Annotated in this window: 21 protein-coding genes and 2 pseudogenes; 12 read left to right on the top strand and 11 right to left on the bottom strand. The window is 60.6% G+C overall.

Annotation, left to right across the window (positions count from 1 at the left end; all coding sequences use genetic code 11):
* Nucleotides 1-218 precede the first annotated feature (218 nt).
* On the bottom strand, nt 219-815 hold the full coding sequence (locus CT676_RS40700; protein WP_135217030.1) for a GNAT family N-acetyltransferase: 597 nt from the start codon (nt 813-815) through the stop codon (nt 219-221).
* A gap of 161 nt (nt 816-976) precedes the next feature.
* On the opposite strand from CT676_RS40700, the gene CT676_RS40695 reads away from it, so the two are divergent.
* On the top strand, nt 977-2128 hold the full coding sequence (locus CT676_RS40695; protein ID WP_084795347.1) for an AI-2E family transporter: 1152 nt from the start codon (nt 977-979) through the stop codon (nt 2126-2128).
* An 82-nt stretch (nt 2129-2210) separates the two neighbouring features.
* Here the strand turns inward: CT676_RS40695 and CT676_RS40690 are convergent, their stop codons facing one another.
* The 3 genes and pseudogenes from CT676_RS40690 to CT676_RS40680 all read right to left on the bottom strand — a co-directional run bounded on the left by CT676_RS40690 (nt 2211) and on the right by CT676_RS40680 (nt 4582).
* Nucleotides 2211-2429 carry a hypothetical protein gene (locus CT676_RS40690; RefSeq protein WP_187387978.1) on the bottom strand — a complete coding sequence of 73 codons (219 nt, stop codon included), beginning with the start codon at nt 2427-2429 and terminating at the stop codon, nt 2211-2213.
* A gap of 30 nt (nt 2430-2459) precedes the next feature.
* A pseudogene (locus CT676_RS40685) lies at nt 2460-2778 on the bottom strand (dienelactone hydrolase); the annotation flags it as partial.
* 115 nt (nt 2779-2893) lie between these two features.
* Nucleotides 2894-4582: a transporter gene (locus CT676_RS40680; RefSeq protein ID WP_135217029.1), complete on the bottom strand. Its 1689-nt coding sequence runs from the start codon at nt 4580-4582 to the stop codon at nt 2894-2896.
* A 629-nt stretch (nt 4583-5211) separates the two neighbouring features.
* On the opposite strand from CT676_RS40680, the gene CT676_RS40675 reads away from it, so the two are divergent.
* Nucleotides 5212-5433: a hypothetical protein gene (locus CT676_RS40675; RefSeq protein WP_085405589.1), complete on the top strand. Its 222-nt coding sequence runs from the start codon at nt 5212-5214 to the stop codon at nt 5431-5433.
* 84 nt (nt 5434-5517) lie between these two features.
* Here CT676_RS40675 and CT676_RS40670 read toward each other — a convergent pair whose 3' ends face one another.
* Nucleotides 5518-5892, bottom strand: a complete 375-nt coding sequence (locus CT676_RS40670; protein WP_063981897.1) for a nuclear transport factor 2 family protein — start codon at nt 5890-5892, stop codon at nt 5518-5520.
* Nucleotides 5893-6023: 131 nt separating this feature from the next.
* Nucleotides 6024-7274: a site-specific integrase gene (locus tag CT676_RS40665; RefSeq protein WP_244623474.1), complete on the bottom strand. Its 1251-nt coding sequence runs from the start codon at nt 7272-7274 to the stop codon at nt 6024-6026.
* A gap of 662 nt (nt 7275-7936) precedes the next feature.
* On the opposite strand from CT676_RS40665, the gene CT676_RS40655 reads away from it, so the two are divergent.
* From CT676_RS40655 to CT676_RS40635, 5 genes are all read left to right on the top strand, one after another.
* Nucleotides 7937-9193, top strand: coding sequence for a site-specific integrase (locus tag CT676_RS40655; RefSeq protein ID WP_135217027.1), 1257 nt, complete (start codon nt 7937-7939; stop codon nt 9191-9193).
* A gap of 469 nt (nt 9194-9662) precedes the next feature.
* Nucleotides 9663-9920: a hypothetical protein gene (locus tag CT676_RS40650; RefSeq protein ID WP_244623472.1), complete on the top strand. Its 258-nt coding sequence runs from the start codon at nt 9663-9665 to the stop codon at nt 9918-9920.
* Entirely contained in the window at nt 9910-10725 is an 816-nt protein-coding gene (locus CT676_RS40645) for a hypothetical protein (RefSeq protein WP_167768321.1), read from the top strand. The genes CT676_RS40650 and CT676_RS40645 overlap by 11 nt, the downstream gene beginning before the upstream one ends.
* Nucleotides 10726-10799: 74 nt before the next feature.
* The gene (locus CT676_RS40640) at nt 10800-11495 is read left to right on the top strand and encodes a hypothetical protein (RefSeq protein WP_135217025.1); all 696 of its coding nucleotides are present in this window, start codon (nt 10800-10802) and stop codon (nt 11493-11495) included.
* 164 nt (nt 11496-11659) lie between these two features.
* Nucleotides 11660-13738: an AAA family ATPase gene (locus tag CT676_RS40635; RefSeq protein ID WP_135217024.1), complete on the top strand. Its 2079-nt coding sequence runs from the start codon at nt 11660-11662 to the stop codon at nt 13736-13738.
* Nucleotides 13739-14297: 559 nt separating this feature from the next.
* On the opposite strand, the gene CT676_RS40630 is transcribed toward CT676_RS40635, so the two are convergent.
* Both CT676_RS40630 and CT676_RS40625 read right to left on the bottom strand, forming a co-directional pair.
* Nucleotides 14298-14978: a recombinase family protein gene (locus CT676_RS40630; protein WP_135217023.1), complete on the bottom strand. Its 681-nt coding sequence runs from the start codon at nt 14976-14978 to the stop codon at nt 14298-14300.
* 365 nt (nt 14979-15343) lie between these two features.
* On the bottom strand, nt 15344-15550 hold the full coding sequence (locus CT676_RS40625) for a hypothetical protein (protein WP_135217022.1): 207 nt from the start codon (nt 15548-15550) through the stop codon (nt 15344-15346).
* 419 nt (nt 15551-15969) lie between these two features.
* Between CT676_RS40625 and CT676_RS40620 the strand changes: the two genes are divergently transcribed.
* On the top strand, nt 15970-16227 hold the full coding sequence (locus CT676_RS40620) for a hypothetical protein (protein WP_135217021.1): 258 nt from the start codon (nt 15970-15972) through the stop codon (nt 16225-16227).
* A gap of 2053 nt (nt 16228-18280) precedes the next feature.
* The gene (locus tag CT676_RS40615; RefSeq protein WP_135217020.1) at nt 18281-18481 is read left to right on the top strand and encodes a hypothetical protein; all 201 of its coding nucleotides are present in this window, start codon (nt 18281-18283) and stop codon (nt 18479-18481) included.
* Nucleotides 18482-18720: 239 nt separating this feature from the next.
* Here CT676_RS40615 and CT676_RS40610 read toward each other — a convergent pair whose 3' ends face one another.
* Complete coding sequence (locus CT676_RS40610) at nt 18721-19359, bottom strand: response regulator (protein WP_063981908.1); 639 nt, start codon at nt 19357-19359, stop codon at nt 18721-18723.
* Nucleotides 19360-19605: 246 nt separating this feature from the next.
* On the opposite strand from CT676_RS40610, the gene CT676_RS40605 reads away from it, so the two are divergent.
* Nucleotides 19606-19944: a hypothetical protein gene (locus CT676_RS40605; protein ID WP_135217019.1), complete on the top strand. Its 339-nt coding sequence runs from the start codon at nt 19606-19608 to the stop codon at nt 19942-19944.
* A gap of 179 nt (nt 19945-20123) precedes the next feature.
* Here the strand turns inward: CT676_RS40605 and CT676_RS40600 are convergent, their stop codons facing one another.
* Both CT676_RS40600 and CT676_RS40595 read right to left on the bottom strand, forming a co-directional pair.
* The gene (locus CT676_RS40600; protein WP_063981910.1) at nt 20124-20372 is read right to left on the bottom strand and encodes a hypothetical protein; all 249 of its coding nucleotides are present in this window, start codon (nt 20370-20372) and stop codon (nt 20124-20126) included.
* A 793-nt stretch (nt 20373-21165) separates the two neighbouring features.
* On the bottom strand, nt 21166-21549 hold the full coding sequence (locus tag CT676_RS40595; RefSeq protein ID WP_343287575.1) for a response regulator: 384 nt from the start codon (nt 21547-21549) through the stop codon (nt 21166-21168).
* 398 nt (nt 21550-21947) lie between these two features.
* Here CT676_RS40595 and CT676_RS44585 point away from each other — a divergent pair, with 398 nt between their 5' ends.
* Both CT676_RS44585 and CT676_RS45735 read left to right on the top strand, forming a co-directional pair.
* Nucleotides 21948-22103 (top strand): hypothetical protein, encoded by a 156-nt coding sequence (locus CT676_RS44585; protein ID WP_167768320.1) that lies wholly within the window; start codon nt 21948-21950, stop codon nt 22101-22103.
* Between the two features lie 899 nt (nt 22104-23002).
* A pseudogene (locus CT676_RS45735) lies at nt 23003-23116 on the top strand (PH domain-containing protein); the annotation flags it as partial.

Raw genomic sequence — 23116 nt, 5'->3', positions numbered from 1 at the left:
GGATCGTCAACGGCCATCCAAACAGCAACATCGATGAGCTGCTTCCGTGGGCCTATTGCCGTCACGACCTCAAAGCCGTGGCCTGAGAACGACGCTTACCCCGATTGGCTCGTAGCGGAACATCCAGCCGCCAACCAATACGGCGAACACAGTGGCAAATGAAGGCCAGCGGCGCTGGCCCGTCTGCCATTGCAAAGGCCCTCAAGATAGGCCACGCGTCAGTTTATCGCGCGCTTGCGGAGTGATCGGTTGCGCGCGCGTCCCTGCAACGGAAACTTGGTGCGGCCTCGGGGGAGGGCAAAATCCCATGGAAAGCATGCTACCAGGACTGTCTGTGGATCTCGCCGCGCAGCCGACCTGAACCCGAACCTGCCGAAGACCTTCAACATTGATGTGTTCTCGGGCAGGACTTCCGCCGTCAATTCCTTCAGTCCCGTTTCCCTCGCGATGTCGACGAGGTGCCGCATTAGCATCGAGCCAACGCCGCGCCCCTGCCATGCATCGACCACCATGAAAGCCATCTCGGCCCGGCCGGGCTCGGAGACAATATATCGGCGGCCGCCAACCACAGCCTTCCGGCCTGCTTCCTCCGCGCGCGCAACCAAGGCGATTTGATTCTTAAAATCGACGTCCATGAAGAAGGCGCGCTCCTTGTCGGAGAAATGGCGCTTCATCGCAAAAAATCGGCGCTGCAACGACTGCGGGCTCGCTTGGTCTAGTGCGGCGAGCATGTCGGCCTCGTCCTCCGGCCGAAGCGCGCGAACTTCGACCGGACTGCCGTCGCGCAAGTGCTCTCGTGCACTGGTGACCGACATGCGGACTCCGGTGTCGAGAGGCCGGGCGACGCACTTGCCCGATCCCGCCCAAGGGCCTCCCGGCCGGTCGTGGTCGCTTGATCTGGATCAAGACCTCCGCGCGAGAGGGGGAACTAGCTCACTCACCCGCAACATGCGTGGCCAAGGCTGAAGGCGCGTCCGTGAGAACACTCCGCCAGATCATCTTCGGAGACGAGGTCATCCAGCTTGTGATCCGGCTGGGGTTGCTCGCGGTCCTGATCGTCTGGACACTGCTCCTGATCCGTCCGTTCGTGCCAATCCTGGCCTGGAGTGTCGTGCTCGCCGTCGCGCTTAATCCGGTGTTTCAGCGCCTTGCCAAAATCCTCGGCGACCGGCCGAAACTTGCGGCAGCGATCCTAACCCTTATCAGTCTCGCCGTTGTTATTGGGCCCGCGACGTGGCTCGGCATGGGCGCAGTCGACGGGATCAGGGATCTTGCCGGCCAAATGACCGCCGGCGAGGTGTTGGTTCCGTCGCCACCTCAATCGATCAAGGATTGGCCACTCGTCGGGCCTCGGCTCTTCGATCTCTGGGATCAGGCCTCGACCAATCTGCGTTCGCTTCTGCGCGAAGTGGTGCCGTATCTCAAGCCCTTCGCGACGACCTTGCTCGGATTTGCCGGCAATGCCGGTGTGGGGACCGTGAAGTTCCTGCTGTCCGTGGTCGTGGCTGGCGTCGTGTTTCCATATGGCCCGCAACTCGTGGCCGCGGGTCGTGACTTTCTGTCACAGATCGTGCCCGACCAGAGCGAGCACTTTCTGGACCTCGCGGGTACCACCATCCGTGCGGTCGCGCAGGGTGTGATCGGCGTCGCGATCGTCCAATCCTTGCTCGCCGGCATTGGGTTCAAGCTGGCCGGTATCGCCAGCGCGGGACTACTGGCGTTCGTGGTGCTATTGCTGTCGATCGTGCAGATCGGCGGAACGATCGTCATCCTGCCGGTCATTATCTGGATCTGGACTGACAAGGAATTCCCGATCGCGCTTCTGCTGACGGTGTTTCTCGCGATCGTATCTGTGCTCGACAACATCCTAAAGCCGCTCGTCATGGGGCGAGGCCTGACCACACCCGCGCTCGTCATCCTGATCGGGGTGATCGGGGGAACCCTCGTCCACGGCATCATCGGCCTCTTCATCGGACCGATCATTCTGTCGGTGGCTTGGGAGCTGACGGTTGCCTGGATCCGTACCGAACGCGCTCCGCAGCGGGGAGATGTTGGCTATGGGCCGCCGCGCTCTCTTGATCTGCATCAAGGCGTCTCATCATCCCCTTCGCCGGATAACAATCGCTGACCGACGAAACCAGGAGCATGGCCGAGTCCGCCATGGGAGCACACGATGGCAGTCCAGTTCCTCGGCACCGTCATCAGCGTGATCAACAGTGATCAACATAGAGCTTCTGCCAGTCTCCGAAGGTGATGTCTTTGGCTCCGCGCTGCCCGCGAGGGGCGATCTCGGCGGGCTTCGCCTCAGAGGCCTGCTTTTGCGCCGCGGCGTTCTGGACCGAAGCTGGTCCGGCAATGGCCGCTGCGAACAAAATCAACAGGAAGGTGCGAGCGTGCCCGGGCCATGGCGTTGAAGGGGCGTTGATCATGGTTGCGTCTCCAGGCGCCACCCTCCGTAACTATTTATGCGCGTTGAGGGATTTTTCGACGAGCGGTGACCACATCGGAATTGTGTCGGTCGAGCCGACGAAGAAATGCCCCTCATTGCCGAAGGGCGGCATCAGATGATATCGGCCCTGCCGCCGGCCGCAGTGAAAGCCTCATGCATGCGCTTCAACAACGCCGGGCCAAAGAACGTCTCGATATAGAACCACAGCATGGCACCCGCGAGGTAGGGCCGAAATCCGCGGTCGCTTCGACCAGTCTGTCCGGCGCGCAGTTGTTGTTGGGCTTGCCGTCGACGCGACCGCCGCGACCTGCTGCAAAGGTGATGATCGCTGGAGACGGACATTGTCTTCGGCGAGGGCCGGCAAGCCGAAGGCGGCAAGGAGAACCAAAGCCGTCAAGAGCGGTCGGAAGATTGCGGCCAACTGCGTACGCATCGTCGCCTCCGTCAGCCGGTATAAGTGAGCGCCACGATGATCGGGCCGAGCACAGTCAGGACGACGTTGCCGATGGCGTAGGGCACTGCGACGCCGAGTACTGGGGTCTGACTCTCGGCGACTTCGCAGGCTCCGGTCACCGCAGCATCGACGGTCATGGCGCCGGCCAGCGCCCCGCAGGTGATGACCGGATTCAAGTGCAACACATAGCGCGCAAACAGTGTCGCGACGATCAGCGGCACCAGCGTGACGACCAGGCCCATGCCCACCAGCAACGCCCCGTGCGCCTGTATCGCAGCCCAGGCCGCGGCTCCGTTGCCGAGCCCGATGGCTGCGATGAAGCCACCGAGCCCGAGATCGCTCAGTGTCTGCTGTGCCGCGCGTGGTAACGCTCCGATGTTCGGCCGGCGCGACCGCATCCAGCCGCAGACGAGGCCAGCGATCAGCGCGCCGCCGCCGCTGCCCAAGGTCAGCGGGATGCCGCCGACCCTGAGGCTGACGAGACCCGCGAGGAGGCCCGCGGCGATGCCGGTTGCGAGAAAGGCGATGTCGGCGCGGTCGCCGGAGCGCAGGATCTGCCCGACCTTCGTGGCGGCACGCTCGATGTTGCGAGTGCTGCCGACGAGCGTCATGACGTCCCCGACATAGACGCGGGTGTCCGGGCCCAACGGGACCTCGCGGCCCATCCGGGTCAGCGTGCGGAGATAGACGCCGCGTGCGTCGTTGCCGACGCGTTCAGCGATCTCCTTGATCGATCGGCCATGGAGATGGCGGCTGTCGACGAGGACGTCGATCACATTGCCCGGAATTGCCTTCAGGATTTCGTCGGCATCGATTTCCTTGCCGATGATCGGCTTTGCCACGACGAGGGCAGCGGTTCGCCCGGCGACGACGATGTCGTCGCCGGGTTCGAGGATGCTGTCGAGGCGCGGCTCGATATCGGCTCCCTGCCGCACGATTCGCTCGACGACAGTGCGGCTGCCGATTTCCTCTTCGACGTCCTTGACCGTGCGTCCCGCGGCGGCCGATACCCGGTAGGCGCGCGCCTGGAATTTGCGATAGTGCAGATTTTCACTCTGTGGCGGGTTGCCGCCGGCAAGCTCCGCCTCCAGCTTCGCCGCCTCCGCCTTCAAATCGATCCGCATCAGTTTCGGTGCGACAAACGGCACGTAAAGGAGCGTGAGAATATAGCCGAGGACATAGGTGACGGCGTATCCAGCTGCGATGTTTGCTTCTTGCTGCTTCAAAGCATCACCGGACAAGCCGACTTGCGCGAGCGCTCCGGACGCCGTGCCGATGATGGAAGATTGCGTCAGCCCACCGGCGGCAAGTCCCGAGGCCGTGCCCGGATCGAGCTTGAACGCGAATGCAAATATCAAAACGAGGATGAGACCCGTGCCGCCGAGCACGAGCGCCATGGCGACCTGCGCCAGGGTGCGGATGCTCAAGGAGGCGAAGAATTCGGGGCCGGACCGGTAGCCGATCGTGAACACGAACAGGCTGAACAGAAGCACGCGCAGCAGCGACGGGAATGTAAAGGTTCCGAGCTGACCGATAAGAACGGCCACCACCAGTATGCAGGCTGTCGTTCCGATTGAGAAACCACGAATCTTGGCTCGGCCCAGCACCGTGCCGATGGCGATGGAAAGCAGCAGGAAGATTTCCGGAGCGGTGGAGATCATCCACCTGACGGTATCCATGGCGCATGCCCTCCAGCCATTTGCGCCGAATCTGAATCGTGAAACCCGGCGACGCTTGATCTAGATCAATCCTCGCCGACGGCACGCCTTCGCCTTTTGAGCCGTGCAGGATTCGGGACAGTCGACGTCTCGGACATGAGCACGATGGACATCGTCACTGCTTCGTCGGCGCACCGCGACGATCGGGTACCAGTCGTGTTCTGCTTTGGGTCTACCGGCTTGGTCTGCATGGACGGAGCTTGGTATCGCTGTGATCGCTCCCTTAACCCTGCTGCCTGGCCGCGAAGCCGACCTCAACGAGGCCCGTTTATGAACGCGCCGTCCGATCGCTCGACAGCGTGCTCGGAGAGGGCAACGCGGGGCAACCGTCTGATCCAAAGGAAGGGCATCCGACCGCATCGTCAGCCGGGCGGCCATGACGTGAACCGTTTCATCGCACGCCGGTCGGCCGCCAGCTGCCTCGGACATCAGACGAATCAAGTTCGCCTGACCTACTCACCCTACAAGAGATTCGCGCGCCACGCGGAGTCCGGGGGAAACACCCCGCAGTTATTCGACCTATTCACAGCGTCTTGACTCCGTGCGAATCGATTCGGCCCCCTTTGATGTGATAGCAAAGCTGTTTTGTGATGATGCTGCTGCTGGTCGGAGTGGGCGCGGTGCAAGCCCAGCAGTCGTGCATGCCCTGCTCGCTGCGCACACCCGGCTTGCTGTACGAATGCGTCGATAAGAACGGAAAGCTGCAGCCTGCTGGACCAACGGCAGCGCGGCAGACAAAACACTTCGACCAGTGCATGGCGCGCGGCGGCTCAGGTTACAAGTGTCTCGATGAAGCAGCGAAGGTGAAGTGAAGCAGCGGAGTGTCTGCCGAAGGGCTGATGACTGCTCGATAGAGCTACAATCGCCGCAACTCTGCGGCCGCGCGGACCGTTATCTCAGTTGACGGAGCTTCGGGCGGCCGCCCGAGCCATGGGTGCGCAGCTTGTGTAGATGATCTTGTTTGAGACACCGAACCGAAAATAAACGCGAGCCGGCTTGCCTTCGTAATTTTGATAGTCGATTTGAACGCCGTGGCCCGTCAGGCTCACGTCGTCCAGCGAAAATGAGAGTACTCGCTTCGTTTCGAGCTTAGGTGACCGGTAGGCAGCGATTGCTTCTCGCCCAGTCAGGCTGACGCCTTCGCAGGCGCATTCAAGCACCGCTCGCTCATCATACAGATCGAGCAGCGCGTTGACGTCTCCACGCCGGCAGGCGTCGAGCCAGTCTACAACTGTGGCAACGGGGTCAAAGTCATCCCTCGAAATAGGCATGGAGGTTCCATCATCAGCCGCGCCGCTCCCGGCGCGGGACTTAGATGGACTGTGATGAATGCTGCTTGAACGCACTCCCGCAGAACTACTGATTGAAGCCCGCCTGATCGAAGCTCAGGCGGGGCGATAGATCAGGCCGCAACGTGAAGCCCGATATTGGCGTCCTTTCTCGATGTCCGCCCGCCGACGATCCGCCGCAGCTCGGCCGCGACGCCGTCCAGCACCGCGCGCTTTTCCTTCATCCGCTTGGAGTGATTGTACACTTTGCCGGTGACCGTCGGCACGATCTGCTCGGCCTTCTTGCTCGCGGCGTGGTCGAGGCACTTCGCAATCCATGCGTCGTCGAAGCCGAGGTCGCCGGCCAGGGTCGCTGCCGTCCGGCGCAGGTCATGGGGCGTGAACGGCTTGAGACCGAGCAGCTCGCAGAGGCCAGCGGTTTTGGTTTTGTCCTTGTTCGTCTCGTGCTTGGTGCCGCGCAGGGCGTCGGCCATCACTTTCCGGTGGATCGGCTGGCCCTTGTACATGGGACTCTCGAAGACAAACTGCTGACCATCCGAGGCGAGCGCCTCCTTGATGATCTCGACCGCCAGATCGGATAACGGCTGCTGGATCACCCGCCGCTTCTTGACCCGCTTGAGCGGCACGTCGAAGCGCGGATGCTCGCCGTCGAGGTCAAACAGCTCATCCCGATGCGCGCCGAGCAGTTCCCGCGAGCGCAGCATGGTGACCAGTTCGAACTTGAGTGCGAGCCGGGTCCGGCGGTCGTAGGGAAGGTCGTTGCGGTCCAGTCCTTGCCAGAACGTCTTGATCTCGTCTTCGGAGAGGACCCGGGTGCGGGGATGTTCGGGATCGAGTTTTGGCAGGTTGACGCAGGGGCTGGCGGTCACATAGTCGCGGCCTGCCTCCGCCGCCCAGGTGAACAGGCCCGAGGCCGCCTTGCGCATATGGCGCGCGTTGCTGACCGAGGGCTTGCCGAACTTGCCTGCGACGATGTCGTTCGAGAGTGTGGCGATGTCGTGCTTGGTGACCTCCATGGCCAGCTTCTTGCCGAGGCGTGGGCGGATGAGGCGGTCGAGGTGGCTCGCGGTGTTTTGCCAGCTTTCGAGCCGGGGGCGCATCTCGCCATCGGGCTTCTTGACCAACGTCTTCATCCACGCGATGCGCTCGTCGATGATCTCGGCGACGGTCTTGCCGCGCTTCGCCTTCGCAGCTTTCTGGTCGCGGAAGGTCTCGGCAAGCGCCTCGCCACCCCTGGCCCTGAGGCCGTAGACCTTGCTACGGGTGTCCTCGACCGTGAAGGTCTCAGCATTGTAGACGCCAAGCCAGCCGGTGCGTTGCTTGCCGGTCTCCCGGTCGGTGAACTTGAACGAGAAGGTTGCCACCCCGGGTCGTGGTGATGCTTACGTACAGACCAGGGCACTTACGGTCGTAGAGCTTGGTCCGTTTGGCAACGCGTTTCTCGCACATGCGGTCGGTCAGAATGACGCTGCTGTTGCGGCCCCGCTTGCCGGCGGGGGAGGGGGCAATGCTACTATCCATGTGGTTTCGGCTCCTAAGGCTTGAGACCAAAGGGCTCGGCATTGGGGCTTTCAGTTTGTCGTGCGGACGCTGAAAGGCTTAGGGCCGGGCCCTTATTTTGGTGAAGCCCGCTGAAACAGCCCGCATCAGGCTAGTTGAAAAAGCCTAATTTTAAAGGGTTAGTTTCGGCGTGTTTCACCGAAATGCCAAAGTATAGACGTGTGGTCCTGGCCGTCGTCGCTACGGTCAAGCCTTTGCGGATGCGGCAGTCGCGTCAACCGGCGCGGTGCTGGTGACTTTCGCGAGGACGAGGGAGGCCAGAAGGAATTCGGCTCCCGGGAGAGCACGGCATAAGCCGTCCAACCACTGCGCAGGGAAAATAAATAGGCGCATGAAGTTCTGTAGAGCCGCGTGCAGTTCGCATCCCATTGATCACACGCGCAATATCCCCATAACGTGTCATACGCCTTCATGGGCCTTTACAGACACGATCGCGACACTTCGCGAGAACGGGGACACGAATTACATGGCACGCAAAGTCAGCTTCAGCGCACTGGAAAGCCGCAGTGCGCGGCTGCGATTGAAGATCCGCCGCAGGCCCTACAGCGGTCCGTCGCTCGCGCGCGGGATCGCGCTGATGTACAGGCGCAACAAGACCAACGGCACATGGGTGCTTAAGGTCAGCGACGGCCATGGGGCTTACTGGACCAAGGGCTTCGCGCTGGCCGACGATTTCGAGGATGCGGACGCCAAGAACGTGTTGACGTTCCACGAGGCGCAGGATGCGGCGAAGAAGCTAGCGCGCAGCGATGAGGGCAGCGCCAGCAATGCACCGATCACTGTTGACGGTGCGCTTAAGGACTACAAGCGCGATCTTGAGGCCCGCGGAGCCAATCCTTACAACGCAGAGCATCCGCGCCTGCATCTCACGCCCGCGCTGTTGTCGAAGCCGGTGGCGCTGCTCGCAGCGACCGAACTGAAGAAGTGGCGCGACGGCCTGCTAGGCACGATGGCGCCGGCCACAATCAATCGGCTCTGCCGATGCGTGTGCGCTGCGCTGGAGGTAGCGGCGCAGCATGATCAGCGAGTCAAGAACCGCGACGTATGGGAAGTTGGTCTCGCTAATCTGCCTGACGCGCAGGAGGCGAGAAACGTGATCCTGCCAGACGACAAGGTGCGCGAATTCATCGCCGCCGCTTACGGACTCGATCATCAATTCGGGCTGCTGACCGACACGCTGGCGAACACTGGCGCGCGCCCCAGTCAGGCGGTCCGGCTTCGCGTCGAGGATCTGCAAGATCATCCGGTGCGGCCGAAATTGATGATGCCGAAGTCTGCCAAGGGCGGCGGCAGAAATCGCAGTGCGAAAAAGGCCGAGCGCTACAGCGTGCCGATTACGGTGCGATTGGCTGTACAGCTCAAGCTGGCGGCTAAAGGTCGTGCCGTCGATGCTCGGCTGCTGTTGCAAAGCAACGGCAGTCCCTGGAATAACAATCCGCGCGAGAACTATCATCGCCAAGTGGATAAGGTCGTTACCGCCATCGGGCTCGATCCTGCCGAGGTGACGATGTACTGCCTGCGGCACTCCTGCATCGTCCGCATGCTGCTGCGAAATGTGCCGATCAGGCTGGTAGCGTCGCTGCACAACACCAGCGTTGCCATGATCGAAAAGCATTATTCGAAGTACATCACTGAGCATTCTATCGACGACATCACGCGCGCCGGTCTGCTGTCCGAGCCCGCGCCTGCCGGAGACAACGTCGTGTCGATCGCGGGGCGATGAGCTGCCGGAATTCCGGCCGCTGCATTCCGGCGCTCCAATTGTCGACGATTAGATTTCCGATACGAGCCGGCGACTCGCAGATGCGACGCACGCGGTGCTCGATGCCGATGCGCCGCGCCATCGACAACCTAAGATTGATCGCCCGGCGGGGGAGGAATTAAATCGCGCAGAGATTCCCTCGACAGATCAACGCGATCCGCGTGATGCTCGTGGTGTTGCCGGTTCGCGGGACGAATTCGGCCCAATGGCAAGAGCTCGCCGGGGGAAATTTCCGCCGACCTTGTTTTTGGGTTGACACAAATTAGCCCGAAAATCCTCCCGACAAATCACGCGGTTAGCCGGGTGGCGTAGTAATTACTACGACAATTTTGTCGTAATATCAATGGCTTAGATGGGGTGATGCGCGGAATTCGCGTTGACGATTATGGCCCATCATGTTGAACGTGAGTCTCCGAAGTGGAGGTGATCAATGGGCCGCAAAAAGGTAACCGGGAAAAGCGAGCCAGTGGTCGACGAGCCGATCCCGCCGCCGCAGCGCCTGGCGCTCTCCATTTTGGAGTTCTGCGACGCTCACGGGATTTCCGAGGGGTTCTATTATAAGTTGAAGAAGCAGCGCCAGGGGCCGCGCGAGATGAAACTTGGCGCGCGCACGCTGATCACGCTGGAATCGGCGGCGGAATGGCGTCGCGCGCGCGAAAATACCACGCGGGGGTCCCATGATCGCTGAGAACCTCGGCGGACATCGGGCGGGTGCGGGGTGGATGGCGCCTCCCTTCGGCGATCCTGCGGGCTGCACGGACGTCATCAAGTACGACCATCACTCGGCGAGCTCTACCAGCCTATTTTGCGCCAGCACCGCGATGTGGGTGCTGGAGAAAGTACTTGGCCTCCGGCAGCCGGTTGGCGCGCCGGCGCACCGCGGCGTTGCCGTCGAGGATGGCGTTACGCATGGCCTTATGAACCCTGATGCAACGCTGGCCGAGTGCGTCAAGGTCGCCATCGTCAAATACGACACGCTCATGGCGCTGTCGCCCGATGCCCGTCGCGACAAGTACCGCGCAACAATTTCCGACATGGTTCGCCAAGCGCTGGCGGAATTGCGCCCCTACGGCGTGCCGTCAAGCGTGCAGGGTCGTGTTGAATGGAAGCCGGACGGTCTGCGCCTGCCCGTCATTGGCTATTTCGATTTCGAGTGGGCGCAGCACGGCATCATTGTCGACCTCAAGACCACCGAGAAGATGCCGTCGCAGATCAAGGCGTCGCACGCGAGGCAGGCTGCGTTCTATGCGTCATCTGACAACATGGCGGCGCGCCTGACCTACGTTACGCCGACAAAGTGCGAGACGTATGAACTTCAAAACGTCCGCGAGCATCGCGAGGCGCTGCGCCAGATCGCGATGAGGATCGAGAACTTCCTCGCCCTCTCGGACGATCCGGAATTTTTCAAATCCATCACGGTCCCCGACCTCGAAAGTTTCTATTGGGGCGGCCCGACGGCGCGTCAGCTCGCTTTCGAACACTGGGGAGTGTGAAACTAATCTAAGATTCCCGTTCAATCGGGAGTGGCAGCGCCTGCGGGAATATCGCAGCAATTTGGAGAAGGAAAATGGGTAACACATTCGGTTTTCCTATCGAACGGTCCTCTGGCGGCGACTTTCTTCCCATCGTCAAATACGATGCCCGCGCAGGCCGTATCTTCCGCGTGGACCGCGTCGACAACGGCGGCGGATATAAAAACGATGCGGTCGACATCACCCCGATTTTCAAAGCACTTGCAGACTTTGAAAATCTCGAGGTGGGGTGGATCAATTTCCAGCCTGGTTCGGCGCCGGATTTCAAGCTGGTGCCGATCGGTACGGAATTCCCCGATCGGCCGTCCGCGGTACACAAACAGGGCGTGCGCTTCATGCTGAAGCTGCCGAAGGACTGCTGCGGCGACAAGCCCATCCGCGAGATCGCAGGAAATTCTGTCGCATTCCTCTCGGGCATCGAAGCCGTCTACGACGTCTATCTCGCTGAACGCGGCAATTATCCCGGCAAACTGCCTGTGATCACGCTGGTGAAAACCACGCTTGTCAAGAACGAGGGCAAGGAGCACTCGAGTGCGAACTACCACCCGACGTTCGGGATCAGCGGATGGGCGCCCCGCGGCGACTTGTTGTTTGTGGCGAAGGGCGCAAGCGCCGCTCCTGCTGCGACTGCGGCTGCTGTGGCTTCGCAAGCGACGGCGCCGACCACGGGCTCGACTCGGGCGGAAGCGCCGAAGGCCGCCGAAACCATTAGCATCGACGAGTTCGGCTAGTGCTGTGGGGCCAGGAAGGTTGCAGCCAACCTGGCCCCTGCACCGCTCACGCTTCCGGCGATCTGAACTCCCGAGCAACGCACAAAGGTGCGTTTTCGTCTTAGCGAAAAATACCTGCGTTGTGCAGTTGCTCGGGATCGGAATCGCAGTCCGGATTGGTCGCGATGATGGTCTCCACTCCAATTGCTGATTTTGATCCTGACTTTGCCAGTCCGGCAGAGTGGGCTGCCATGTATCGCGCTTGCGGGCTGCAGGTGATCCCATGCTATGCGCCGTCCGAGGTATCCAAGGGAGCCTCGTGGAAGCGCCCCAAGCTGTCGGAATGGGCGGAGTTTCAGGGCAGCCTCGTACCCGATGCGGTGTTTGCGCGCTGGTATGGCACCGCTGGCGAGCATTCTGCCCGCGACAACATGGGCATCCTGACCGGCCAGGCCAGCGGGAATGTCTTTGTGATCGATTTGGACGACCAGAAGGGGCCGGCTGCCGGTGAGTGGTGGCGCGGCATCCTGGCCGTGCACAACAACGGCATTGAGCTCGAAACGTGGCGGCAGCAGACCGGCGGCGGTGGTCGGCAAATCCTGTTCCGGGCCCGGCCGGATTGGCACGCCCCCACCAACAGGACGCCCGTGGGGGTGGATATCCGAGGGCAGGGCGGCTTTGCCGTGCTGCCGGCGTCAATGCACGAAAGCGGGCGGCGATACGGCTGGGCTCCCGGCTGTGCGCCCTATGAGATCGAGATCGCCGACGCGCCGGAATGGCTGCTGGCTGCCGCGGAGGCGCTGGTGGCGCAGCATGGCGGCGATCAAGGCGGGGGAGGCCGTGAACACACAGCCTCATCCGGCGGCGACTATGATGTCTTTGGGCACCAGCGCGACGGGCGCGAATGGAGGATGACCCGGCTGATCTGCGGCGCCGTGGTCGACTGGTATCGCGAATGCCCGATCAAGCCTGGCGAGGCCGAGCAGAAGGCGAAGGCAGTTGAGAAGTACCTGATCTACGAAAGCCTTGTGATCAGCCGTCTGACCGATCCGACCAAGACCAAGGCTGATTTGCTGGAGAAAGAAGGCCGCGGCTGGACGCTGTTCTGGCAGAAGTGGCAAGCAATGATGCGGAAGTGGGAAGGGAAGGTGGCGGAGAAGGCCCGCAGATCAAAGTCGGGAAGGGCTGATGAAGCGCCACCTAAAGAACCCATGGTCGATCCCAAGACTGGCGATCCGCTGCCGCTTCTGCAGAGTGCGGAGCAGTTCGTGGCAGGCTTCTCACCGCCTGCCTACCTAATCGATGGCGTCTTGCAGCGTGGCTACTTGTACAGCCTCACGGCGCGTACCGGCCACGGCAAAACGGCGGTGGGCATGTATATCGCGCAATCGATAGCCCGTGGCGTGCTCATGCACGGTAAGGAGGTCAAGGCGGGCACGGTGCTGCTGCTCGCTGGCGAGAACCCCGACGACATCAGGGCGCGGTTCCTGGTGCTGGCCGAGGCCTTTGGCTTCAAGGCCGAAGATCTCAAGATGCGGTTCGTGGCCGGCGTGATCGACATCGCCGCCAAGATGAGCGAGATCAGGGCTGAGGCGGAAAAGATCAGCGACCTGGTCCTGGTCATCGTGGACACAGCAGCTGCTTACTTCCCTGGCGATGAAACCAACAACAATTCTCAGCAAGGGGCGTATGCCAGGCTGCTACGGCAACTGACCTTCCTGCCTGGCAAGCCTGCCGTGCTGGTCAACTGTCACCCGGTCAAGAACGCCTCGCGTGACAATTTGCTGCCGATGGGCGGCAGCGCCTTCTTGAACGAAGTGGATGGCAACTTGACGCTTTGGGCGACCGCCGAGCGGCAGACGACCCTGCACTGGCTGGGCAAGTTCCGTGGGCCTGAATTCGAGCCCCTGGCGTTCGAGCTTGAGGTGGCGGAGAGCGTCAGAGTGATCGACGCCGAGGGGCGCCTGATGCCGTCCGTCGTTGCCAAGCCAGTCTCCGAGTTCAAACTGCAAATGGATGAGGGCAAGCAGGAGAGCGAAGAGAACGTGCTCATGCACGCCATTGCTGCCGACCGGAACGGCTCGATTGCAAACCTTGCCATCAAGTGCGGATTTATTGGCGGGACCGGCCAGCCGCAAAAGTCGAAAGTGCACGCCATGTGCGGTCGGCTGGTCGAGGAGAAGCTTCTGGAGCGCCGCGGTAACAAGTACCGGATCACGCCAAAGGGCAAGCGGGAGATCGGGTGGAAGGACGAGGAGGACTGAAAAGCGTGAACGATTTTTGTGAACGGCAAGTGGTCGAAAAACAGCCCGTTCGTTCACGGTGAACGATGGCGTGAACGATCGCTAAAAATCGGACTTAAGTCATTGAAAAAGGGCGATGAACGGGTGAACGGCTTACCGTGACGAACGCCTCGTTTTCAGGCGAGCGTTCGTTCACGGCGTTAGCGTAGCGTTAGCGTCCCCAACTTTTTCGAGTTTTTAGATGTCGTATTCATGGGCGTAGACGACGGCCGCTCCAGCGGCTCGAGCACGTCATGGTCTGAATACGGCGACTACATTGCTGGGCGCGTCTTGTATCGACGAAGCAGACATGCGCCAAAACTGAAGGCCGTTACCAAACTGGCAAGGGGCAATAACGCCTGTACGGCGTTACGGTCGCGCTGCGGTCATGCGGGAATGTGGAATTTGAACTTCACAGCGGAGCGCGGGAACGCGGGGCAATAACCGGTACTGGAGTCCCAGACCGATCAAATCCCGACATGTACCCCGGTATCTCCCCCACCCCCGCTAAACAATTCCGATTCGTTCGCGGGAGGTGGCCTTAATCTGCGAGGCGAGCGCGCACGTTGATCACCGCGCGCGCCGTCCACTTGCCGCCGAGCGCAGTCTGCACGCCGCGCCGATCAAGCTCAGCCGCTGCGGCGTTGGCCGACAAGCTGGTAAGCTCGGTGAGCACTGGCCGCAGCCGCTCGGCGAAGGCTACAGCGTTCGCTGCGTTGGCTGCGGAGCCCTTTGCACGCGTTTCCAGACTGGAAGGGATTTGATAGCCCTTCGGACGCCCAAGACGCTTGCCGCGCGCCTTGACGGCTTGGAGGGCCGCCTTGGTGCGTTCCGAGATCATCCGGCGTTCAGCTTGGGCAACTAGAGCCATGATGCCGACCACCATCTCGTTGGCTTCCGGCATGTCGGCAGCAACGAACTTGACCCCGGCCTTCTGCAATCCGAGCAGAAAGTGAGCGTCGCGGCTCAAACGATCCAGCTTGGCGATAACCAGCGTTGCGCCGTAGACCTTGCAGGCTTCCATCGCCTTGTGGAGCGCGGGCCTGTTGTGATCGTGTTTACCGGACTCAACCTCGACCAGCTCCTCGACCAGCTTCCAACGTCCGCCGTTGAGAAACGTGTCGACTGCCGCGCGCTGCGCCTCAAGTCCGAGACCGCTTTCGCCCTGGCGTTTGGTGCTGACCCGCAGGTAGCTAACGAATTTGCCGCGATGCTGGACCATCTGCCCTCAACTTGTAAAGGCAGATAACCTTCGTCTAGAGACAATGCAAGTTGGATTTGCGTCCGGAGGGGGCAATCAAAGTCTGCCTCGGCGGCCTTCCCGCGCCCCGGGCCGTCGGGGCCGGTGACTCACAGAGAGGCGTTTGGGCTGGGGGCTTATCCCCAATCTGAAATAACTCATGGGCGGTCGCAGGAGCACGCCGAATAGCCTTCTGGAAGCAACGGATCAAACGATGTTCAATGGTCAGCGGTCCGCGATATGATTGGGCCTGAAGCACAAGCCGACTATTCCGGCCGTGCTCAGGGCGGAATGCCCTGTGAGCTGATCACCCTGATTGCAACAAGTTGCAGGCTGATCGAAAGGGCCTATTTTTTCAGAGCTTCATGTTCGATCAGCAGCGGCTCGGCCTCGCCGGCGGCGGCGGTGATCTGACGGATTATGATCCGAAGTGGCCCACCACCCTCGTCAGTATGCGGCTGGATCGCCTTGCCCCAGCCCCTGTCGAGCAGGATACCTGCAGCCGCCACGCGCGCGGCCGGTGGCACGGTCTCTTGGCTGACGATCCCAGCCAACACCTTGACACATAGCGCGGTGTGGCCCCGTGCGAGCGACCGCAGATCAGTTGGGATTTTCTTTCGCGGCAATGGTGTGCGGGGTGAACCTTCCCCTCCTGTTGGCGGCGTCCGGCGCTGCGCGTCACGCGCATACCCTAGCACAAAAAGCGCCCGCCCGACGTAAGATACGCTATTACCGCGCTGGGTTGCTAAGTGCACGGGCGGCGAGGGTGGGCGTGGAAGGTCCCGCGCTCGAGACAGCGCTGGAGACTTACGGAGCGCCCAGCGGATCGCTCTTCATCCGAACGACTGTATGCCGAGCAAGAATAGTGTGCTTTGCGCTTGCTCAGTCAGCTGCCGCGTTGCGAGATGCAATTTTCTTGTTGTCGTTTGCTCGATGTGTTGGGCTCCATCCGCAGGGAAGCGAGGAGGTAGCCTTGACCTTCACGATCCACTCGTCAAAAGACGGAAACGTCCAACAGACGTTGAGAATTAATTCTCGTTCAGCAGTCGAGCGCGCGCTCGCGCTTCACGACGCGGGTTGGGACGTGTACATAACTGACGCGGCTGGTCGTCAATATCAGCCCGAGACCTTTGAAACTCTTGCTGCGCATGGTCCGGCCCTCACGATTGCAGATCAGATGATCCCGCGCGCCAATTTGGAAATGCGCATCTCGCGCCGCGAAGTTCCGTAAATCGACGATTGCACAACTGGACATCAACGGTTGGGCGTGGTGGCTTGCGGCCGACGCGCGTCGTCGTCGACAATCGCACGAACCCCGACAAAGGTCTCTCCCGCCAACCGCCTGTAGCTCCGGCCGGGTCAGTAATCGCCGACTGCCTTGGCTCGCTCCGGTAAGGCGGCTAGATATTGAGGCGATAAGCGCGTTGAGAACGTGGTGTACAACGGCGGTCCGTATAGTGCCGCATCTACGCAGATGGTGGCGGCGCGGCGTTCGACATCAACGTCAAATTCAAGAAAGTGTTCTTTGTCGGCGGCATGCCAGGGTTTTTCTAGCCGCCAGCGCCATTGCGCCAATAGCCCTTACCAAAATCTTCTTCATTGCTTTCCTCAAATCCGCTTCCGTTGTCCCCGAAGGGGCTAGGCAGGAATGCCTGCGACTCCAACTGTATTGGTAGATGAGACAAGGCGGAGCGGCCGTAGCGTGGAAACCACACTCGCTAACCAAAACTCGGGCAAAGTCTTAATTTCGCTTAAGAGTTCCATGCGACCGTTTCGTGACACGCGCTGGTATCGACTGCCGGAAACTTAAAGTAACGAGCTGCACGCTGGAAAAGCGGACTTCGCGCAAGAGGGCCGTTCGTGAAAGCATCGTTGTCTTCATCGCGTTAGCGCTGCTTCCATAATTTCATGCACTTGCGCCCATGCCAGGATGGCGTGCCTGGTGCGAACTTTTACAGTTACGATAGATTTGCGTGCAGGGGAGTGAGCGGCCCCGCGCGAAGCCAGCCCCCGCCGGGGCCGCTTTCATTCCTTCTGATCGGGCGGGGTCGTTTCCGTCGTGCCCTTGAGCAGCTCAACTCCTACACAATCACCGGCCCATAGCTTTGTGCCTCGGACCGTTCCAACGAGTTTGCAGCCGGTCTGCTCTTTCGGCTTTGCCTGAACCGCCGGCCTGTTGCCTACCTTTGGGGACGCGCTCTGAGCGAGCGCTGTTGTCGAAAAGCAGATGGCGACGAGAATGAGCAACGACCTGAACGTCATTGTTTGCCTCTCCGACTACCGGAATTCCCGCAGAGCATTCGCGCCCTGCGGGATTGCCGGGCTCCTCAGTATTGATTGCTTGCTCAATCGGCCCGCCCGGTCCATCGCAAAGCTTGCACCGAGCAAATCGGAGCGCGAGTCCAAAGTATGCTCCTCCGAATGAAACAAAAGAGGTGTTGCGACGAAGACACTGTAACATTCGCGACGGGTAGCAAAGGTGCCAGTGAACAACCGGTGAAGCAAAGCCTGAAGCCGAAGACCCCCGACCGGGATGGGTCAAGTAGGCAGGGCATGTACTCAATGCGCAGATTGGAGTCCGCTTCCGGAGGATATTGTTGCAAAACTCTTTTTGGTGCGTCGAACAAAAATTCTTAGAACCACTAATTCGTTTTGCGGGCGCCGACGTGAGGGACCATATCAACTGATCCAAAATCGATCCCCGATCTCCATAATGGCACTGACAACCGCTGCAGCAGCGGAGAGGCCTTGAGATTAGCTTTCGCGATTTTTACGGTTGTTCGATTTTCGACTTTTGCAACAATGTCGATCGATAATTCGGATCAATCAGAAAGACCGTGTTGTTTCAATTGGTTATCGTATTTCTCAAGCGACGTTTCTCGACGGCGAGGCCGCCAGCGATATACGTTCCAGACAAACAGCGCGCACGGGCTTTACACAGGAAAGATCGCAGGGCTTCTGGCTGTGGTTGCAACCTCCCGATCTTCAGGCACTGATCCCTCTCAGGGACGCGATCTAACGCGTTTGGGACGCGCTCTGGTACGTCTGCGGGCCGTGCGCGTCTTCACATGTGCGACGGGACAGACGCCCACCAGGGCGTCCCCTGCGAGTCCGCGCATGCGATCGACCGGATTGCCCTCTTGGGCGCTGGCGGGGTTGTTCGGGCCGTCCTGTGACCTTGGTGTCTGACGAATCCGCTTTCTTCGGTTCACTTTTATACTTTCGCTGCGGAACGGAAACTCAGGCTGCAGCGTTAGTGCGCCAAACTTTGGGGCTGGCGTACCTTGTCCAAGAACCACTACCACGCGCGCGAAGCGGCAGCGGCGCTGCTCAAAATGGCAAAGACCACCTCCGATCCGGCTGTTGCTGTCGGGCTTATTGAAGCCGCCTCCAAACTTAAAGACGAAGCTGGCGAGCTATCCCCGCCAGTGACCGTCCAACCGCCAGACGTGTACCCCGACGACGTGCAGCCAAAGGAAGATTGAGACAGTGATGACGACGGCGCGAACCTCCCGTGGTCCCATGGTGGGTGGCGGGACGCCCGTTATCGTCGCCTTGCCGCTCTTCGGCTGAACTGCTTCGCCATTAGGCCTCCATGAGGTGCATCATGACACGCGGTCAGTTCTTGCGGATCAATGCTTTGATCTGGGCAATCGCCGCTCTTGGTGTGGCGTCAATCGTATCTCTGATCTGGCGATGACGCTGGGCGCGCGATCTTGACCAATTAGCTCGCTGGTCGGTCTCGGTTGTGGTCGTTCAAAATGCCGATCCGCTCGGCCATCGAAACCAACTCGGGCAAGCTTTGAGCCTGCATCTTCTCCATCACCATGTGGCGATGGGCCTTGATGGTGCGCTCGGTCGCTCCCAGCGTGTGGCCGATCTGCTTGTTGAGTTTGCCGCGAATGACCAGTTCGAAAACCTGCCGCTCGCGCGGCGTCAGCGTCGCGAGGCGAGCGCGAATGCTGTCCAAGGCGCTCTGCTGATCGCGCCATGTTTGCTGATGTGCGAGCGCCTTCTCAATGGCGCGAAGCAGTTCATCGCCTTGTACCGGCTTGGTGAGGAAGTCGTGCGCACCCGCCTTCAGCGTCCGTACGATGGTCGGGGTGTCAGCATAGCCGGTGAGAAAAATGATCGGCAGCGATGACCCGAGTTCGCTCAGCCGCTTTTGCAGAGCCGGACCGTCCAAGCCGGACATCTGCACGTCGAGAATGATGCAGCCTGGCTCGTTATCGCTCGGTAGCCGGTCGAGCAACTGCTGGGCGGAAGCGTAGGTCGCCACGCTGTACCCGACCTGCTTCAAGCGACGCTCTATCGCCGTCCGGAATGACTGGTCGTCGTCAACGAGATGGATGAGCCCCGGCACAGATCGAGTTCTCCCCGGACGAATGGGTCTAGGTTTCGGGCATTAGACGACGAAAGACCGTCACCGATGCCCCGGTGACGGCTCCTTCTCGCTCACGCACGCAACACCGTGTCCCAGAAAGGACGGGACCGATGATGCTCGGACATGGTGAAGGGAGCGTTAACGACGGGCGCGATGCCACTTCCTCTCGTCGCGAGGGCTAGAGGTGGTGTTACTACCTGATCAACGTGGTGAGGATCGGATAGAATGCCGCCAGCAACCATGACGGCCCGCGTGATGAAGCAGAGCAAGCACCGAGAGTACCGCCGCAACGTGAAGGCCAGAGCCATCGCGCTGAAGGGTGGCCGGTGCGAGCAATGCGGCTTTGCCGACGAACAGGCGCTGCGCTTCCACCACACCAGACCTGTGCGGCGTGGTCGCAACGGGTTGCGCAGGCAGGCTCAGTCATCGACCAAGTCGCATCTCGCTGATGTTCGCGGTGTGGGCAAGGACGCCCGCCTGCTGTGCGCGAACTGCTCCTGCATCGACACGGCACGGGACTGGTCGTTGAGCGTCAGCATCAAGCGAAGCACGAAGCGCGCGTGACAGTCGATGCGGTGACGGTGAGGGACCCTCTTGCGGGACGCCATCGGGGCTGGGGTCCTCTCAGGGCGTGAATTCGTGGGGGAACCGCAGAACGGAGCCCTACGATCGTATTCAACCCGGACGAAATCCAGATTGCGTTGCGGAGACGGCACGCCGCGAAACTGTCTGATAGCGGACGCTTATTCGAGCGGTGCTTCGCCCGCCGACTTCATGAGCAGCGCAATGTCGGCCTTCGAGATGGCGAAGCGGGCCGGATCGACCGGCGCTGCGAGCGGGGGCTCGATCAGCCGCCGCATTAGCCATTCGCGGAATTCCTGGCGCTCAAGGCGCAGCGCCGCCTTCAGGCCCGCCTGGAAGAACCGCTCGCGCTGCGCTGGGTTGAGCCGCGCCCATCTCTGCATCGTGGCCTCGAACAGATCACGCGCCATCTCGCGACCTTTTAATAACGAGAATTCGGCGAGTGAAACTCAAAAATCGAAAATTGCAAAGGCTGAAGGAGCGCGGTTCGCGCACCCCGGCGGAAGGGTCCTGTGCCCTAAGGGACACCCAAAAAGCATGGATGAGCAGGGCTGACGAGTTTAGAAGTCGCTTCTAAACCTTGAGTGATCCCGATGGGGACCATGTCCAACCTTGAGGTGCTGATGCTGCTGGCGGTGATGATCACCATCGCGGGCGCGGTGATGCTGACGTGGCGTTGACGACCGGCGGTGCTGCAAATCCGGTGGCAGGCGATCAGGCTGCGCAACCGAGCCACTGATCTTCATCGTCGTGATCGCCGTTGTGGTCGCGGTCGCGGTGATGCTTGCTGGCCCAATCGTTGACCGGCAGCGGAGCGGCGCGCCGCTCCATTGGAAGGTCTGGAGGCCCCGGCGACCGTGCAGATTTGTCACACCGGCTGGAAATGCGCGGTTGTTCCCTCGACCGTCATAATTAGAGCGATCACGGAGACCTACGATTTTCGGTTCCGGGGACGCAGTAGGGGGATCGTGGAAGTGCCGAAATCAGAAGCAGAAGTGTCAGCCGATCAGCGGGACGAAGCTGACAGGATAGACGATCTTGCTCACGCGCTGGCGGATCACTTCGGTCGCAAGGTCGTGCTGGTGTGGCCAGACGACGAGGAGTAGTGGTTGAGCCCCGCCCAAACAGCCATCATGGTCTCGCCGCGCGGCGGCGTCCTCCCGGCTTTCATCGAACCGTGCCAGCCGTCGGATAGTGGGCGCGCTACGCGAACCCCGTCGCCGCCCTATGCAGCGGCTCCATCAACGAATTCGCCGAGAATGGCTTTGTCAGATAGGCGAGGCACCCGGATTGATACGCAGCCGCGCGAACGGCTGGGCTGTCGTTCCCGGTGATGTAGATGACTGGCACAGAAATGTTCGCTGCTTTGAGACGGTGCCTCACTTCGATACCCGAAACGCCGCCCACGTCGATGTCGAGAATGACACAGGTCACCCCGTCGAAATCGTTGTGATTTGAGAAGGCTTCCGCCGAAGGAAATAGCAAGGTTTCGTAGCCAGACTGCCGCAGCAGTCGCGTTACACTCCGCAGCATTCCGGCGTCGTCATCGACGACAAGAACAAGACCCCGCTCTGGCATGCAGGCCATCTATGAGAAATCCCTTCGCGGGTCAAATGCGATACGCCATCGTTAGCAACAGTCGGAAAACGATGGCTTTGATCCACGTCAACTAGGCGGCAATCGTTCGTTTTGGAACATCTCGCGCTGCCCATGGCGTAGGCGGGCACGTCATCCACCGCAATCTGTAGCGGCTTGCCTGTTCCGCGCGGCCAGTCCCGTCCGAGCGCACGCCGTCCACAAGCCTCCTGCTCGTTAGCAGCCGCAGCACGGGCTGATAACAACCCGTTTTTGCCTGTTCATCGTTTGGTCGAGCCGCTACGGTACTCGGACTGACTGGGGACCCTTGGGGCGGGACGGGAATGCTTTTAGTTGTGGAAGAGACGATCAGATTTTTTTCCGCGTTGGCTGTTAGCCGGAACTTCAAAATGGCGAACATGATCACGCGGGATGCGCTTCCGATCCTTGGCGACCATATTCAACTTCAACAAGTCATTCTGAACCTTGTTGTGAACGGGATGGACGCGATGAAGGACGCCTACCGAAAACCACATCATCAGCATCCGGACTTCGCGCGTCGATAACATTGCCGAGCTATCTGTCTCGGATCGCAGCTCGGGCATTCCCAAGACAAATGAAAGCGGTGTTTGAGCCGTTTTTCATCAGCAAGACGGAGGGCATGGGCATGGGGTTGTCGATCGCCGCGCACTATTGTTTTGAAGCGCACAGCGGGCAGTATGAGCAGAAAAACGGGATCACGGCGGCGCGATGTTCCGGATCAGACTTCCTCTTGGCTGAACCTACCAAAACAGGACGACGGAGAGCGCAGCCACGCTGGGAACGAGGGTGGCGATCCCCGCCGCTTCGACGGTGAATACCCGTCTTGGGTTAAATGCCATGCGCCATTTTTGGTGGCAGTCGAGCGACAGCGTTAATCTGGATCATGTGCGGCGACCATCACACCCAGCAGCCGCTCCTTCAGCGGCTTCGGGCAACATTGAGCGCAGAATGCCGCTAGGGACAGTTTCGGGTCGTCTCAGCCCTCATGGTTGCACCGCTTAAGCCATCAGCGCGCTAGCAAGTCATTCCGGTCGCACATCTACGGACGGCTCGACGGGTATGGCGGACGGTCGTTCTTGCGACGCACACACCGTTAACTCGTGTCCTACCCGCGCCGCAGGCAGCAGCGACTTCCGTGATCATGCCGTTGGGCGGAGGAGTAATCGGCGCAGGTGTCATTGCTTGCGCCGATACTGCGACCGATAAGGCGAAGCCAGCAATAGCAATCAACCTAATCATTCTGCACCTCCCTTAACCGTCCCTAACCTCCCGACTTCTCACGGCAGGGGATGGGTCCGGCTCTCGTGTGAAAGCAACGCGAGCTTCCGGCGCTGGCCGTTGGAAGGCTTGAGATAGATCAAGGTCTTTCTCGGTTTAAAATGGCGCATATTACTGCGGTGATAGGTAAACTCAGGGTAGGCGTATGGGGCGCTATATTGACGAAATCCTACAGCCTGGCGAAAGGGTGCTGTATTCGACCAACGAACACTGGGTGTACTTTCTGCCTGCAATCGGGGCGTGGATCGCGGCGGTCGCA

It is taken from the genome of Bradyrhizobium sp. MOS001, from assembly GCF_004634465.1.
Classification (GTDB): domain Bacteria; phylum Pseudomonadota; class Alphaproteobacteria; order Rhizobiales; family Xanthobacteraceae; genus Bradyrhizobium; species Bradyrhizobium barranii.
This window is presented reverse-complemented; position numbering and strand designations above follow the sequence as displayed.

Coding starts and splice junctions, on each gene's coding strand:
- CT676_RS40700 (WP_135217030.1), bottom strand. CDS start 815: ATGTCGGTCACCAGTGCACGAGAGCACTTGCGCGACGGCAGTCCGGTC.
- CT676_RS40690 (WP_187387978.1), bottom strand. CDS start 2,429: ATGATCAACGCCCCTTCAACGCCATGGCCCGGGCACGCTCGCACCTTC.
- CT676_RS40680 (WP_135217029.1), bottom strand. CDS start 4,582: ATGGATACCGTCAGGTGGATGATCTCCACCGCTCCGGAAATCTTCCTG.
- CT676_RS40675 (WP_085405589.1), top strand. CDS start 5,212: ATGATGCTGCTGCTGGTCGGAGTGGGCGCGGTGCAAGCCCAGCAGTCG.
- CT676_RS40670 (WP_063981897.1), bottom strand. CDS start 5,892: ATGCCTATTTCGAGGGATGACTTTGACCCCGTTGCCACAGTTGTAGAC.
- CT676_RS40655 (WP_135217027.1), top strand. CDS start 7,937: ATGGCACGCAAAGTCAGCTTCAGCGCACTGGAAAGCCGCAGTGCGCGG.
- CT676_RS40650 (WP_244623472.1), top strand. CDS start 9,663: ATGGGCCGCAAAAAGGTAACCGGGAAAAGCGAGCCAGTGGTCGACGAG.
- CT676_RS40645 (WP_167768321.1), top strand. CDS start 9,910: ATGATCGCTGAGAACCTCGGCGGACATCGGGCGGGTGCGGGGTGGATG.
- CT676_RS40640 (WP_135217025.1), top strand. CDS start 10,800: ATGGGTAACACATTCGGTTTTCCTATCGAACGGTCCTCTGGCGGCGAC.
- CT676_RS40635 (WP_135217024.1), top strand. CDS start 11,660: ATGATGGTCTCCACTCCAATTGCTGATTTTGATCCTGACTTTGCCAGT.
- CT676_RS40630 (WP_135217023.1), bottom strand. CDS start 14,978: ATGGTCCAGCATCGCGGCAAATTCGTTAGCTACCTGCGGGTCAGCACC.
- CT676_RS40605 (WP_135217019.1), top strand. CDS start 19,606: ATGCCGCCAGCAACCATGACGGCCCGCGTGATGAAGCAGAGCAAGCAC.
- CT676_RS40600 (WP_063981910.1), bottom strand. CDS start 20,372: ATGGCGCGTGATCTGTTCGAGGCCACGATGCAGAGATGGGCGCGGCTC.
- CT676_RS40595 (WP_343287575.1), bottom strand. CDS start 21,549: ATGGCCTGCATGCCAGAGCGGGGTCTTGTTCTTGTCGTCGATGACGAC.
- CT676_RS44585 (WP_167768320.1), top strand. CDS start 21,948: ATGGCGAACATGATCACGCGGGATGCGCTTCCGATCCTTGGCGACCAT.